This is a genomic window from Goodfellowiella coeruleoviolacea (assembly GCF_024171785.1).
Lineage (GTDB): Bacteria > Actinomycetota > Actinomycetes > Mycobacteriales > Pseudonocardiaceae > Goodfellowiella > Goodfellowiella coeruleoviolacea.
This window is the reverse complement of record NZ_JAMTCK010000004.1, coordinates 107,858-121,085: the sequence shown is the minus strand read 5'-3', so window position 1 is coordinate 121,085 and position 13,228 is coordinate 107,858. Positions and strand designations below refer to the sequence as shown.

General features: G+C 74.0%; 13 protein-coding genes. 7 read left to right on the top strand and 6 right to left on the bottom strand.

Translation table 11 applies throughout. The features are described from left to right. Positions 1 to 6 precede the first annotated feature (6 nt). Together LX83_RS09380 and LX83_RS09375 are read left to right on the top strand one after the other, a co-directional pair. Positions 7 to 498 (top strand): MarR family winged helix-turn-helix transcriptional regulator, encoded by a 492-nt coding sequence (locus LX83_RS09380; protein WP_253769428.1) that lies wholly within the window; start codon positions 7 to 9, stop codon positions 496 to 498. A gap of 163 nt (positions 499 to 661) precedes the next feature. Beyond that, on the top strand, positions 662 to 2,290 hold the full coding sequence (locus LX83_RS09375; protein ID WP_253769426.1) for a beta-N-acetylhexosaminidase: 1,629 nt from the start codon (positions 662 to 664) through the stop codon (positions 2,288 to 2,290). 30 nt (positions 2,291 to 2,320) lie between these two features. Here LX83_RS09375 and LX83_RS09370 read toward each other — a convergent pair whose 3' ends face one another. Further along, the gene (locus tag LX83_RS09370; RefSeq protein ID WP_253769424.1) at positions 2,321 to 3,088 is read right to left on the bottom strand and encodes an SGNH/GDSL hydrolase family protein; all 768 of its coding nucleotides are present in this window, start codon (positions 3,086 to 3,088) and stop codon (positions 2,321 to 2,323) included. Between the two features lie 124 nt (positions 3,089 to 3,212). Here LX83_RS09370 and LX83_RS09365 point away from each other — a divergent pair, with 124 nt between their 5' ends. After that, positions 3,213 to 3,866 carry a nucleoside/nucleotide kinase family protein gene (locus tag LX83_RS09365; RefSeq protein WP_253769422.1) on the top strand — a complete coding sequence of 218 codons (654 nt, stop codon included), beginning with the start codon at positions 3,213 to 3,215 and terminating at the stop codon, positions 3,864 to 3,866. Here the strand turns inward: LX83_RS09365 and LX83_RS09360 are convergent, their stop codons facing one another. Then, positions 3,867 to 5,075: a glycoside hydrolase family 16 protein gene (locus LX83_RS09360; protein WP_253769419.1), complete on the bottom strand. Its 1,209-nt coding sequence runs from the start codon at positions 5,073 to 5,075 to the stop codon at positions 3,867 to 3,869. 353 nt (positions 5,076 to 5,428) lie between these two features. On the opposite strand from LX83_RS09360, the gene LX83_RS09355 reads away from it, so the two are divergent. Continuing rightward, the gene (locus tag LX83_RS09355; protein ID WP_253769417.1) at positions 5,429 to 5,995 is read left to right on the top strand and encodes a 3'-5' exonuclease; all 567 of its coding nucleotides are present in this window, start codon (positions 5,429 to 5,431) and stop codon (positions 5,993 to 5,995) included. On the opposite strand, the gene LX83_RS09350 is transcribed toward LX83_RS09355, so the two are convergent. From LX83_RS09350 to LX83_RS09340, 3 genes are read right to left on the bottom strand one after another with little or no spacing between them, the layout of a single operon-like run. Beyond that, positions 5,992 to 7,215, bottom strand: coding sequence for a metal-dependent hydrolase family protein (locus LX83_RS09350; RefSeq protein ID WP_253769416.1), 1,224 nt, complete (start codon positions 7,213 to 7,215; stop codon positions 5,992 to 5,994). The genes LX83_RS09355 and LX83_RS09350 overlap by 4 nt on opposite strands. Further along, the gene (locus LX83_RS09345) at positions 7,212 to 7,751 is read right to left on the bottom strand and encodes a GAF domain-containing protein (protein ID WP_253769414.1); all 540 of its coding nucleotides are present in this window, start codon (positions 7,749 to 7,751) and stop codon (positions 7,212 to 7,214) included. The genes LX83_RS09350 and LX83_RS09345 overlap by 4 nt, the downstream gene beginning before the upstream one ends. Continuing rightward, entirely contained in the window at positions 7,748 to 9,160 is a 1,413-nt protein-coding gene (locus tag LX83_RS09340; protein WP_253769412.1) for an MFS transporter, read from the bottom strand. The genes LX83_RS09345 and LX83_RS09340 overlap by 4 nt, the downstream gene beginning before the upstream one ends. 103 nt (positions 9,161 to 9,263) lie before the next feature. Between LX83_RS09340 and LX83_RS09335 the strand changes: the two genes are divergently transcribed. From LX83_RS09335 to LX83_RS09325, 3 genes are all read left to right on the top strand, one after another. Further along, entirely contained in the window at positions 9,264 to 10,133 is an 870-nt protein-coding gene (locus LX83_RS09335; RefSeq protein ID WP_253769410.1) for a MurR/RpiR family transcriptional regulator, read from the top strand. A gap of 50 nt (positions 10,134 to 10,183) precedes the next feature. Continuing rightward, positions 10,184 to 10,504, top strand: a complete 321-nt coding sequence (locus LX83_RS09330; protein WP_253769408.1) for a DUF6412 domain-containing protein — start codon at positions 10,184 to 10,186, stop codon at positions 10,502 to 10,504. A 203-nt stretch (positions 10,505 to 10,707) separates the two neighbouring features. Continuing rightward, positions 10,708 to 11,466, top strand: coding sequence for a YidC/Oxa1 family membrane protein insertase (locus tag LX83_RS09325; protein WP_253769406.1), 759 nt, complete (start codon positions 10,708 to 10,710; stop codon positions 11,464 to 11,466). Here the strand turns inward: LX83_RS09325 and LX83_RS09320 are convergent. After that, the gene (locus tag LX83_RS09320; RefSeq protein ID WP_253769403.1) at positions 11,448 to 13,115 is read right to left on the bottom strand and encodes a PucR family transcriptional regulator; all 1,668 of its coding nucleotides are present in this window, start codon (positions 13,113 to 13,115) and stop codon (positions 11,448 to 11,450) included. The genes LX83_RS09325 and LX83_RS09320 overlap by 19 nt on opposite strands. Between the last annotated feature and the right edge of the window lie 113 nt (positions 13,116 to 13,228).

Genomic DNA, 13,228 nt, shown 5'->3' with positions numbered 1-13,228 from the left:
CACACCGTGGCCGGCAAGGAGGAACTCGTCTCGCGGGTGCTCTGGGCTCAGCAGGAGCTGCAGCGGACCCTGGCCATCCACCGCCGTGACCCGCTGATGAGCCTCCAACTGACCACGCAGCAGCTGAAGACGCTGCTGGTGGTGGCCGCCGCGCCGGAGGGCTCCTCCGGCCACGAACTCACCGCGGAACTCAACGTCAGCCTGGCCACGGTCAGCGGCCTGGTGGACCGGCTGGCCAGTCAGGGGCTGGTGCGCCGCCGGGAGGACCCGCACGACCGGCGGGTGCGGCGGGTGCTGGCCACCGACCAGGGCCACGAACTGATCCGCAACCTCCAGGAGGCCAGTTCGGGGGTGCTCCGCCAGCTGTTCAGCGGGCTGTCCACCACCGAACTTGGGCAGCTGGAGACGTTGGTGCGGCGGCTGATCGACATCGCGCGGAAGATGGCCGACAGCCCCACCCCCACCGCCGAGGCCGCCGAGGACCGCTCCCTCGGTTGAACCGCTACCGCCGGACGGCCGCCCGTCCACCCAGTGGTCTGAACCAAAAATTGGTCTATACCTTGACAGGTTTTCGGGCAGCTGTAACCGTGATTCGGCCGTGACCGAGCGCACTACCGAGAGCATGCGGCCAGGGAGGAAACCTGTGGCTAGTACTCGACGGATGACTCACCAACGGTCTCGACCAACCCGGGTGCTGGCGGCGGTGCTGCTCGCCGCGGTCACCGGGCTGGCGCCCGGCGTGGTGGCCACCGCGTCGGCCGCCGAACCGACGCCAACCACCGCTGCCCCCCAGGAGAACAGGATGCGCGACGTGGTGCCCGCCCCGGTGGCGGCGACACCGGACCCGAAGGCCACCTTCCGACTCACCAGATCCACCCGGATCCACACCCAGGCCGGCGCCCCGGCCGCGGCCGAGGTCGGCGCGTACCTGGCCGGCCTGCTGCGCCCGGCCACCGGCTTCGACCTGCCGGTCACCCCGGTGCACGGCCGGCCGACCGGCGGCATCAACCTGCTGCTGACCGGCGCCGACGCCAGGGTCGGCCAGGAGGGCTACCAGCTGGACGTGACCGACCGGGCCGTGGTGATCCGGGCCAACACCAGGGCCGGCCTGGTCAACGGCGTGCAGACGCTGCGCCAGCTGCTGCCGGCCCAGGTGGGCAGCGCCACCCCGCAGCGGGTGGACTGGACCGTCCCGGGTGGACACGTCGTGGACTGGCCCCGGTTCGCTGAGCGGGGCGCGATGCTGGACGTGGCCAGGCACTTCTTCCCGGTCGCCGACGTCAAGCGCTACATCGACGAACTGGCCCTCTACAAGATCAACACGCTGCACCTGCACCTGGCCGACGACCAGGGGTGGCGCATCGAGATCACCAGCTGGCCGCGGCTGGCCAGCTACGGTGGCAGCACCCAGGTCGGCGGCGGCACCGGCGGCTACTACACGCAGGAGCAGTACCGGGACATCGTGGCCTACGCCCAGGCGCGCAACATCACGATCATCCCCGAGATCGACATGCCCGGCCACACCAACGCCGCGCTGGCCTCCTACCCGGAGCTGAACTGCGACGGCGTGGCCCCGCCGCTGTACACCGGCACCGAGGTGGGCTTCAGCTCGCTGTGCGTGCCGCTGGAGCGCACCTACGAGTTCGTCGACGACGTGGTGCGCGAGGTGGCCGCGCTGACCCCGGGCAGGTACCTGCACATCGGCGGCGACGAGGCGCACTCCACCGAGGAGGCCGACTACCGGGCGTTCATGGCGCGGGTGCTGCCGATCGTGACCAAGTACGGCAAGGTTCCGGCCGGCTGGCACGAGTTCCTCAAGGCCACCCCGCCCACCGAGTCCCGGCCGCAGTACTGGGGCACGGCCACGGTGGACCAGGAGGTGGCCGAGGCGGTGGCGCGCGGCACCAAGGTCGTGCTGTCCCCGGCGAACAAGACCTACCTGGACATGAAGTACGACGAGAACACGCCGCTGGGCCTGAAGTGGGCCGGCTACATCGAGGTGCGCGACGCCTACGACTGGAACCCGGGCGACTACCTGGACGGCGTCGCCGAGGAGGACGTGCTCGGCGTGGAGGCTCCACTGTGGTCGGAGACGCTGACCACGATGGACGAGATCGAGTTCATGGCCTTCCCCCGGCTGCCCGCCATCGCCGAGCTGGGCTGGTCCGCCGCGGCCAGCCACGACTGGACCGACTTCGCCCGCCGGCTGGCCGCGCAGGCGCCGCGCTGGCAGGCCATGGGCATCAACTACTACCGCTCACCGCAGGTCCCCTGGCCCGGCCAGGGCTGAACCACACCGGCCGCGCGGGGTGCCCACCGCTCAGGCACCGCGCGCGGCCGGCACCCTGGCCAGGACCGGGGCCGTGAGTTCCGCGGCGAGTTCCCGGTAGCCCACGGCGGAGGGGTGGAACCGGTCGGTGGCGAAGAACTCGGTGCTGTCGCTGATCCGCGCGGCCGGCAGCGGCACGTGCCCGACGTCCAGGCCGGCGCAGGTGCGCGCCAGCACCCGGTCCATCAGCCCGGCGCGCACCGCGAACACCCCGCGCAGCGGTTGGGGCAGCGCGGGAAACCGGCGCAGCGGTGGGATGCCCAGCGCCAGCACGGGCACGGCCGCGCCCACCCGCGAGCGGACCGCGTGCAGCAGCGCGGTCAGGTCCGCGCGCCAGGCACGCACCCGGCGGTAGGCCAGCAGGTCGTTGATGCCCACCGAGACGACCACGATGTCGGGCCGCCACCGGGTTGACGGGTCGACCAACCGCCCGGTCAGCTCCCGCGCGGTGCTGAGGGCGGTGGCCCCGGTGCGCGCGGCCACCCGCCAGGACACGGCCCGGCCGGTGCTGGCGGCGACCCGCGCGGCCAGCTGGCCGGCCAGGCCCGCGCTGTTGTGGGCCACGCCGACGCCCGCGGCCAGTGAGTCACCGAGCACGGCCAGCCGCAGCACCGGCCCGCTGCCGGCGACCAGACCGGTGTCGGCCTCCGCCTCGGGCAGGCGGGGTGTGCGGCGCCGCACCAGACCACCCTGTGCCAGCAGCACCGGCAACAACAGCAGGTTCGCCGGCTGCGCGAGCCGCATCGCGTATTCGGTCACCGAAAACCTCTCCCCAGCCCCAGTCGCGAAACATCGTTATCCTACGGCCCCGCCGCGGCCGGACGTAGGGTTTCGGGCAGCTGGATCCACCGGCACGACCGGAACGACACTGGGAGGTTCGCACGTGGCCAGGCAGGCGATTCGGCCCATCTCACCCGACGCGCTGGTGGCGGAGCTGGCCGAGCGGATCGCCGGGCTGGCCGGTGCCCGCTGGACGCGGGTGCTGGTGGACGGGGCGCCCGCGACCCAGCCCGGTCGGCTCGCCGACCAGCTGGTCGACCCGCTGCGGCTGCGCGGCCGGCCGGTGCTGCGGGTGTCCACTCAGGACTTCCTGCGGCCGGCCTCGCTGCGCTTCGAGCGCGGGCGCACCGACCCGGACTCCTACTACGAGGACTGGCTGGACGTGGGCGGGCTGGTCCGGGAGGTCCTCGACCCGCTGGGGCCGACCGGCACCGGGCGGCTGCTGCCCACGCTGTGGGACGCCCGCGCCGACCGGGCCAGCCGCGCCGACTACGTGGCGCTGCCGCCCGGCGGGGTGCTGCTGGTGGACGGCGCGCTGCTGCTCGGCCGGGGCCTGCCGGCCGAGCTGTCCGTGCACCTGCGGATGTCCGCGGCCGCGCTGGCCCGGCGCACCGACGCCGACGAGCGGTGGACGCTGCCGGCGTTCGCCCGCTACGCCGAGCAGCGCCGCCCCGAGGAGCACGCGGACGTCGTGGTCCGCTGTGACGACCCCGCCCACCCCGCGGTGCTCGTCACCGGCCCGGACCAGCGGCGCTGATCACGCCTGCGGCTTGGCGTGGGCGCGCACCCAGTCGACCTCCAGCGTGGCCGGGAAGATGCTGTTGTCGTCGGGCCGGGGAACCCACTCGGCGTCGTCGCTGCCCACCGCCAGGTTCAGGATCAGGGCGTGCGGGTGCTGGAAGGACCGGGCCCAGTTGGCGCCGGCCTCGGCGGCGGTCACGGTGTGCGTGACCACGCCGTCGATCGACCACTTGAGGTAGCCGGTGGCGCTGGCGTCCCAGTCCACGGCGTAGGTGTGCCAGCCGTCGATGGTCCCCGCACCGGGCAGCGCCGGCTGGGCGGGGAACTGGACCCTGCTGTCCTCGTCGGGCCCGGTGTGGATGTTCTGCATGACGCTGGTGGGGTGCTGGCCGAGGATCTCCACGATGTCGATCTCACCGGAGGCCGGCCAGGGCACGGTGGCGTTGTTGGCGCCGACCGTCCAGAACGCGGGCCACAGGCCGGCGCCCACCGAGGAGCGCATCCGCGCCTCCAGGTGGCCGCCCCGCTGCGACCAGTGCGGCGCGCCGTCGTTGTTCTCCCAGTCCAGCATGGTCAGCCGGGCGGACTTGTAGGCACAGCTGGTGGCACCGCACCGGGCGGTGCTGTTGGGCGTGTACTGGGCGGTGAGCACGAGGTGGCCGTTGCCGTCGAGCTTGGCGTTGTCCATCGAGTACTCGGCCAGGGTGCCGGTGCAGCCCTGCTGCCAGCAGGGGTCGTTGAACCACAGCGGGGTGCTCAGGCCCTCGTTCGGGCCCTTGCCGGCCGCGCCGGTGAACTCGTGGTTGAGCGTCACCGGGTTGTTCGGGTCGGCCGTCACCGTGAACGTCCTGCGCGGGGTGAGTTCGGTCCAGACGTCGTTGTGCAGGTAGGCGACGAAGTAGGTGTAGGTGCCCACCGGGAAGGACCGGGACGCGGTGGTGAACGTGGACGCGGTGGTGGTGAGCCGGAAGTCCTCCACCGCCCCGGGGAAGTCGACGTTCTCCCCGGCCGAGTCGCGCACGGCGATGGTGAGCGCCTGCACGGTCAGCGCCTGGCTGGCCCGCACCGCGGCGGTGGCGGTCAACTGCCGGCCGGCCACCGGCGCGGTCACGCTGACCGCCAGCGAGTCCACGGTGACGGTGCTCGCGGCCGATGCCGGAGCGGCGTTGACCGTTGCCGCGCCGAGCACGGCGGCGGCGATCAACCCCCTGACGAATCTGCGCATGTACTGCCCCCTCGGCGAGTAGGTGAGCGCTTCGCGATCAACAACGGCGCGGAACTGTAATGCCCGGGCGCACCGCGCGGAAGGGGCGACACAACCAGGTACCTGGGCAGATCCGGCCAGCGCGCCGGCGGGCCGGCCCGCCCCGGGTCGGCACTGCCCGCCCCTCGGCTCACGCGGTGTGACGACGTGCGGCGGTCAGCTGTGCGCCGCCGACCGCCAGGTGCCGCCACACCGCGCCGACACCGACACCGACACACAGTCCACTGTGGACGCGACGGGGCTGTCCGTCCACTGTGGTCCTGCCGGGAAAATGGGGTGCCGCCCGGCGAGCGGGGTGGCTAGCCTCGCCGCTCATGGGTGACGGGGCACGGCTGTTGAACGTCGTCGACGTGGAGGCCACCTGCTGGGCGGGCACGCCGCCGGCGGGTCAGGTCAGCGAGATCATCGAGATCGGGCTGACCGTGGTCGACGTGGTCGCGGGCACGCGGGTCAGCCGGCACCGCCTCCTCGTGCGCCCGGAGCGCTCCGCGGTCAGCCCGTTCTGCACCGAGCTGACCGGGCTCACCCAGGCCGAGGTGGCCACCGGCACCAGCTTCGCCGAGGCGTGCCGGCGGCTGGCCACCGAGCACACCGCCGGCACGCGGGGCTGGGCCAGTTGGGGCGACTACGACCGCAAGCAGTTCCTGCGCCAGTGCGCGGCCACCGGGGTGGCCTACCCGTTCGGCCGGCGGCACATCAACGCCAAGGCGGTCTTCGCCACCGCCTTCGACCTGCCCCGACCGGTCGGCATGGCCACCGCCCTGGACATCGCCGGCCTGCCGTTGGAGGGCCGGCACCACCGGGGCGGCGACGACGCGTGGAACATCGCCGCCCTGGTGCTGCGCCTGGTCGAGCGCCGCGCCTGGCCGGGCAGTCGCTAGACGCCCCCGGCCACCACCTGTCCACTTTGGACGACCGCGCGGATGTGCCTGGGGTCGGCGAGCACGCCGATGTCGGCCAGCGGGTCGCCGTCGAGCACGATCAGGTCGGCGTGCGCGCCCACCGCGAGCGTGCCGACCTCGCCGGCCAGGTTCACCAGTTCGGCCGCGGTGACCGTGGCCGCGCGGATCACCTCGATGGGCTGCTGCACCTGCGCCCGGATGCGGAACTCCTCGTTCTGGTGCCGGTGCATGCCGCCGAGCAGGTCGCTGCCGTAGACCAGGCGGACACCGCCGCGCGCGGCCCGCTCCAGCGCGGCCAGCCCGGCGTCGAGCACCTCGTCCACCTTGCGCCAGCTGCGCTCGGGCAGCCCGTGCTCGATGCCCTCCTGCTTGAGCGCCCAGTAGGTGACCAGGGTGGGCACCAGGAACGCGTCGTGCTCGCGCAGCAGCGCCACGCTCTCGTCGTCGATCAGGTTGCCGTGCTCGATGGAGCGGATGCCGGCGCGCAGCGCCCGGTTGACCGAGCGGGCGGTGTAGGCGTGCGCGGCCACGTACCGGTTGGCCGCCTCGGCCTCGGCCACGATCGCGCGCAGCTCCTCGTCGGAGTACTGGGTGGAGTCGATCCGGTCGGTGGGCGAGGCCACCCCGCCGGAGGCCATCACCTTGAGGTGGTGCGCGCCCTTGCGCAGTTCGTCGCGGGCGGCGGCGCGCACCGCGTCCACCCCGTCGGCGACCCGGCCCAGCCCGGCGCAGCACGGGTGGTCGTCGGCCAGGTGGGTGCCCCGGCCGCGGTTGTCGCCGTGGCCGCCGGTCTGGCTGAGCGCCCGGCCGCAGAACAGCAGCCTCGGCCCGCGGATCAGGCCCTCGGCCTGGGCGTCGGCCAGGCCGTAGTCGGCGCCGGCGGCGTCGCGCACGGTGGTGAACCCGCGGTCCAGCATCTGGCCCATGATGCGAGCGCTGTGCGCGGCCACGTAGCTGGGCGACCAGGTGGTGAGCGCGCCGAGGTCGGCGGTGGCCGCGGTGACGTGCACGTGCGCGTCGACCAGCCCGGGCAGCACCACCGCGCCGGCGACATCCACTGTGGACGCACCGGCCGGCGCGGTCAGGCGCGGCCCGGATTCGGCGATCCGTCCGTCCACACTGAGCAGATCGCCCTCGTGGTAGTCGCCGGACACCACGTCGAGCACGCGGGCGTTGCGGACGAGCAGGGATGTGGTCACCACGGTCCTCCCGACTGGGTTGGGTTCTCCGCCGCCGGCCGGTCCCGGCGGGCCACCACGGCGCGCAGCGCGGGGACCGCGAGCGCGGCCAGCTGCGCCGCCCTGGTGACGGCGGCGTCGTCGTAGCGCCCCTCGGCGTCGAGGATGTTGAGCACGCCGAGGGTCCGGCCGTCGTCCACCACGGGCACGTTGATGACCGCGCCGCAGCCGAGCGCGTCGATCAGCTCGTGGTCGCTGAAGATCTCCCGCACGGCCGCGCGGTCCGCGCCCAGGTAGGGCCGCTGGCCGTGGACGCACCGCTCCAGCCAGCCGGCGGCCACCTCGACCGACTTCTCGCCGCCGACCGGGTACTGCTCGGGGTGGCTGGTGTGGGCGCGGTGCAGCACCCGCCGGCCGGGCAGCCAGGCCAGCACGGTGAACAGCCGCACGCCGACCGCCGCCCTGACCCGCGCCTCCACCTCCGCGAACACCTCGGCCACCCCGGCGGGGTAGGCGGTGCCGCCCCGCTGGTCGGTCCCGTCTTCCCGCCCGGTCATGCCCTGTTCTCCTCCGCCGCGCGCGGCTGGGCCGGCGGGGCCGCCGGTCCCGGCTCGGTGAGGTCCTCCAGGGAACGCCCGGCCGTGGACACCCCGAACAGCACGGTGCACAACACGCCGACCACGAGCACCGCCGTGGTCAGGCCGAACACCCCGGCGAAGCCGAGGCTGGCCGCGAACACCCCGATGATGGACGGCGCGAGGATGCTGCCCACCCGGCCGAACGCGCTGGCCAACCCGCTGCCGCTGGCCCGGATCCAGGTCGGGAACACCTCGGGTGTGTAGGAGTAGACGCCCGCGTAGGTGCCGTTGAGGAAGAAGGACAGCACCGCGCCGGCCACGGTGATCATCACCGGGTCGCTCATCTGGCTGAGCCAGAACGCGGACACCGCCGACCCGGCCAGGTACAGCGCGATGGTGTTCTTGCGGTCCAGCCGCTCGGAGACCCAGGCGGCCGAGAAGTACCCGGGGATCTGCGCCAGGTAGATGATGATGGAGAACTCGAAGCTCTTGGTCACGGTGATGCCGCGCTGCACGAGCAGCGTGGGGATCCAGGAGAAGAACCCGTAGTAGGAGAAGGTGATCACGAACCAGATCAGCCAGGTGATCGCGGTCCGGCGGGCCATGCCCGGCCCCCACAGGTGGCGCAGCGCGGAGATCAGGCCCAGCTTGGGCGCTGCCGCGGCCACCTCAGGTGTGTCCGGTGTGGACGGCACGGGCGGCAGCGGGGCGCGGGTCGCCGCCGCCACCCGCCGCTCCAGGTCGGTGACGACCACCTCGGCCTCGGCGTGGCGTCCGTTGGCGATGAGGAAGCGCGGTGACTCCGGCAGCGAGCGCCGCCACCACAGCAGCATCACCACGGGCAGCGCGGTGATCACCTGCGCGACGCGCCAGCCCTCCCCCATGGTCGGCACCACGAACCGGCCGATCAGGGCGGCGGCGACGAACCCGAAGGAGAAGAACCCGGACAGCGCGCCCACGAACCAGCCGCGGCGCGCGGCCGGCACGAACTCCGACAGGAACGGGGCGATGATGGCGCTCTCCGCGCCGGTGCCCAGGCCGGCGAGCACCCGGGCGCCCAGGAACACCTCGTAGTTCGGGGCGACCGCGGCGACCAGGGTGAACGCCGCGTAGAACGCGAGCGCCCACATCATCACCCGGCGGCGGCCAATCCGGTCGCCGAGCAGGCCGGCGATGGTCGCGCCGAACAGGAAGCCGAACGGGGTGGCCGAGCCGATCAGGCCGAGCTGGCCGTTGTCCAGCCCCCACTCCTGGCCGACGCTGGGCAGCAGGAACGCGATCACGGCCGCGTCCATGCCGTCGAAGGTGTAGCCCAGGCCGCCGAGCAGCAGCAGACCGTAGTGTGGCCGGCTCAGCGGGAGCCGGTCCAGCCGCGCCAACAGGGACATGCGCCCTCCGGATGGTTCTCGGATTTCACGCAAACTAAGCTGCGGTCCTGCGAAAATGCAATGGTCATTGCGAATTTGTCGGTAACGTTCAGGGGACGGGCACGTGACCGAGACCGGGGACGCGGTGGAGCACTGGCTGCGCGGCCGGGTGCCCGAACGGGGGCTCAAACCCAAGGCGGCGGCCGTGCTGGAGGTGCTGCTGTCCCAGCCGCGGCGGGCCTGTTTCGGCTCCGCCGCCGACCTGGCCGAGCTGGCCGGGGTCAACGTCGCCACCGTCACCCGCACCGCGCAGGCCCTCGGCTTCGCCGGCTGGCCGGCGCTGCAACAGGAGTTGCGGGCCCGCTACCTGTCCTCGCTGAGCGCCTCGGACGTGGCCGAGCACCACGAGGTCAGCGGCAGCCCGGCGCTGGCGTCGCTGCACCGCGACCTGGACGGGATCGGCGCGCTGGCCCGGCGGGTGGCCGAGGTGGACGTGGCCGGCCTGGCCACCGCCATCGCCTCGGCCGGGCGCACCCTGGTGGTGGCCAAGGGCAGCTACGCGGCCGTGGGTGCGGCCCTCACCCACAACGCCAGGCTGGCCGGCTACCCGGTGGAGCTGGCCAGCGACGACGCCGACCTGGCCAACGCGCTGGCCCGGCTGGGCGAGGGGGACGTGCTGCTGGCGATCAGCTTCTGGCGGCTCTACCAGAGCACGGTGCTGGCCACCGAGCAGGCGCACGCCCGGGGCGCCCGGGTGTTCGTGCTGACCGACGTCGCGGACCCGGCCCTGGTGCGCACCGCCGAGCAGGTGCTGCTGGTGCCGGCCGAGGGCGTGGCGTTCTTCCCGTCGCTGACCCCGGGGCTGGCCTTGGCCCAGGCCGTGGTCGCCCAGCTCGCCGCGGTGGACCCGGCCCGCACCCGCGCGCACATCGAGGCGGCCGAGGCGCAGTGGCTGCGGCTGGGCCTGCTGCACCGCCAGCCCCGGCGCCCGTAGCGGGGTTCCGTAGACTGGCCGGGAGTCGGCGAGCGGGTGCGGGAGGCGTGATGGGCGAGCTGTCGCTGGTCACCACCGTGCTCACCCTGCTGTTCCCGACGTGGTCGGCGGCGCTGGTCGAGTCGACGTCCGGCCCGGGCGGTCTGCTGGCGGTGGCCTCCCTGGTGGCCGCGGCCGGCGTGGTGGTCGTGCTGGTGGTGTGCCACGCGCACGCCGGCCGGCTCGACGTGGCCAGCTCACCGATCCGCACCCGGGCCCAGGCCCTGCGGGAACGCTCCCGCCGCGCGGCCTTCCTGCGCCTGCGCGACCCGGACGCGGCCGGCCGGTCCCGGCCCCGCGCCCCCGGCCAGCGGCACCCGTCGGTCGGCTAGGTCCGGCGCCGCACCCGGCGCCGCTGACCCCCACCGGCCCTTCTTCCTGTCCACGCGTGCTTTTCCTTCACCGCGCCGTGCCCGCGTGCCGGCGCGGCCCACCGCGCCTGTCCGCTGTGGACGGTGCGGGGCACCGCCCTGCCCGTCCACTGTGGATGGTTGCGCGCTCCTCGCCGCGACTTCGACATGACGGAGTGCTGTCCGTGTTCGGTTTCCTCGACGTGCCCGTTTCCGGCGCGTACCACCTCGTTTCCTGGCTCGCCTCGATCACCCGGCCGCTGGCCGGCGAGTTCGCCACCACCCTGGCCATCGTGCTGTTCACCGCGGGCGTCCGGCTGCTGTTGCTGCCGCTGAGCCGGGCGGCGGTGCGCGGTGAACGCGCCCGCGCCTCGCTCGCACCGCAACTGCGCGAGCTGCGCGAACGCCACCGGGACGACCCGCAGCGGCTCCAGCAGGAGGTGCTCGCGCTGCACCAGCGGTCGGGCACCTCGCTGTTCGCCGGCTGCCTGCCGATGCTCGCCCAGCTGCCCTTCTTCACCGTGCTGTACCGGCTGTTCAGCTCGTCCTCGATCGGCGCGGCCCCCAACGGCCTGCTCGACCACGCCCTGTTCGGCGCGCCGCTGGGCGCGCACTGGCTGGACGTGCTGGGCGCGCCCTCGGGGTTCTGGCCGGCCGGCGGCGCGGTGTTCCTGGGGTTGTTCGCGCTGCTGGCGGTGGTGGCCTGGTGCTCGTCCCGGTGGCAGGCCCGCCAGGCGCTGCTCGCCGGCACCCCGGCCGGGCCCGGGGTGCCCGCTGGCTGGCTGGTGCGCGTGCTGCCGTTCGGCACACTGCTGGGCGCCGCGGTGCTGCCCCTGGCCGCCGGCGTCTACCTGCTCACCTCCACCACCTGGGCGGTGATCGAGCGGGCGGTGCTGCGCCGCGGCCCGGTGGGCGCGCCGGCCGGTCAGGACAGCCGCAGCTGAAGCTGGGCGAACAGCCGCTGCCTCGGGTCGTCGAGGTCGAGGCCGGTGACCTCGACGGCCCGGCGCACCCGGTAGCGCAGCGTGTTGGGGTGGACGTGCAGCCGGTGGGCGGCGGTGCGCACGTCGCCGAACGCGTCGAGGTAGGCCAGCAGCGACTCGGCCAGGCTGCTGTCGTGTTCGGCGTCGTGCGCCAGCAGGACACCCAGGCGGGGGTCGCGCACCTCGGGGTTGGCGGCCAGCAGCGCCAGGGTCTCGCTGAGCAGCACCTGGGACCGCACCTGGCCCAGGGTGGCCACGTCGCCGGCGACGTCGCGGGCCATGGCCGCGAGCACCCGGTCGGCCTCCTGCCGGGACCGGGGCACCTCGTCCAGGGTGGGCACGGGTGAGCCGACCGCGGCCTGCACGGTCATGCCCAGGTGGCGGCGGGCGGTGGCCACCACCTCCCTGGTCATGCCCAGCACGGCCGGCGGCACCGGGCAGTCCGCCGCCGGCGCCCCGGTCGGCGGCTCGGGCAGCTCGGGCAGGTCGGGCAGCAGCACGTAGGTGCGGGTGCCGACCGGGGTGACCAGGGCACTGCGCCGGTAGGCGGCGGCGTGCACGGAGATCAGGTTGGTCATCTCGGCGCGCTTGAGTTCCAGTTCGGCCCGGCCGATGCCGGCCCGGCCGCTGGTGCGCAGGGTGAACACGGCCACGGCGGCCGGCCGGGTGGCGTCCGCGCCGATCTGCTCGGCCACCGACTCGGCGTCGGTGCGCCCGTCCAGCAGGGCGGCCAGCAGGTTCTCCCGGAACCGCAGCCCGGCGGTGGGCTCGTTGCGCTGCCGGATCAGGTGCAGGGCGGTGACCCGGGCCGCGCCCAGCAGGGCGCGTTCGGCCGCCTCGCTGAGGGGTTCGCGGCCCTCCTGCACCCAGATGGTGCCCAGCAGCTGGTCGCCGACGTGCATGCCCACGGCGAGCCGGCCGCGGATGCCCAGTTCGGGCCGTTCGGCGATGCGGACCACCTCCTCGCTGGCCCGCAGCCGCTCGTAGACGCCCCACTCGCGCAGCAGCGCCAGGTAGGGCTCGGGGCCCTGGCGGCCCAGGATGGACAGCCGGCGCAGCTCGTCGACCTCGTCGGAGGAGCGGGAGTAGGCCAGCACCCGGTTGGCGGTGTCCTCGATGCTGACCGTGCCGCCGGTCAGCGCGGCGATGGTCTGGGCCAGCGAGAACAGGTCGCCCAGCCCCTCGCCGGGGCTGGCCTCGGCACTGGCCAGCACACCGCGGGCCAGGGTGGCCAGCCGTTCCCAGCGCGCCTCGGGCGGCACGCCGAGCAGTGCGACGCCGGTGTCCACGGCGGCCTGGCGCAGCACCGTGGCCTGCTCGGCGGAGTCCACCTTGACCAGCACGGCCGCGGCCCCGGCGCGGCCGGCGGCCCGCACGGCGGACACGGCCGCCCGGCCCCGCGCGCCGATCACCAGCACCAGGTCGCCGGGACGGGCGTCGAGGTCGTCGTCGGGGTCGGAGATGACCACGTCGCGGGCTTCCACGCCGAGGCCGCGCGGCGCCACCAGTGGCTCGATCAGCGGGTCGCCCAGGGTGATGAGCACCTGCCGGAGGCTGGCGCGGGCGCGCTGCGGCGGCGCACTGGCCGAGGCGGCGACGGCACCGTCCACTGCTGGCCCCTTTGTTCGACCCGACAACGCTGTGGCCTCAATCCTAGGCGCGCGAACAACGGAAGCGCGGCCGGCGGGGCCTAGTTTCTGCAGTAAGCACCGCTGGTCAGGCC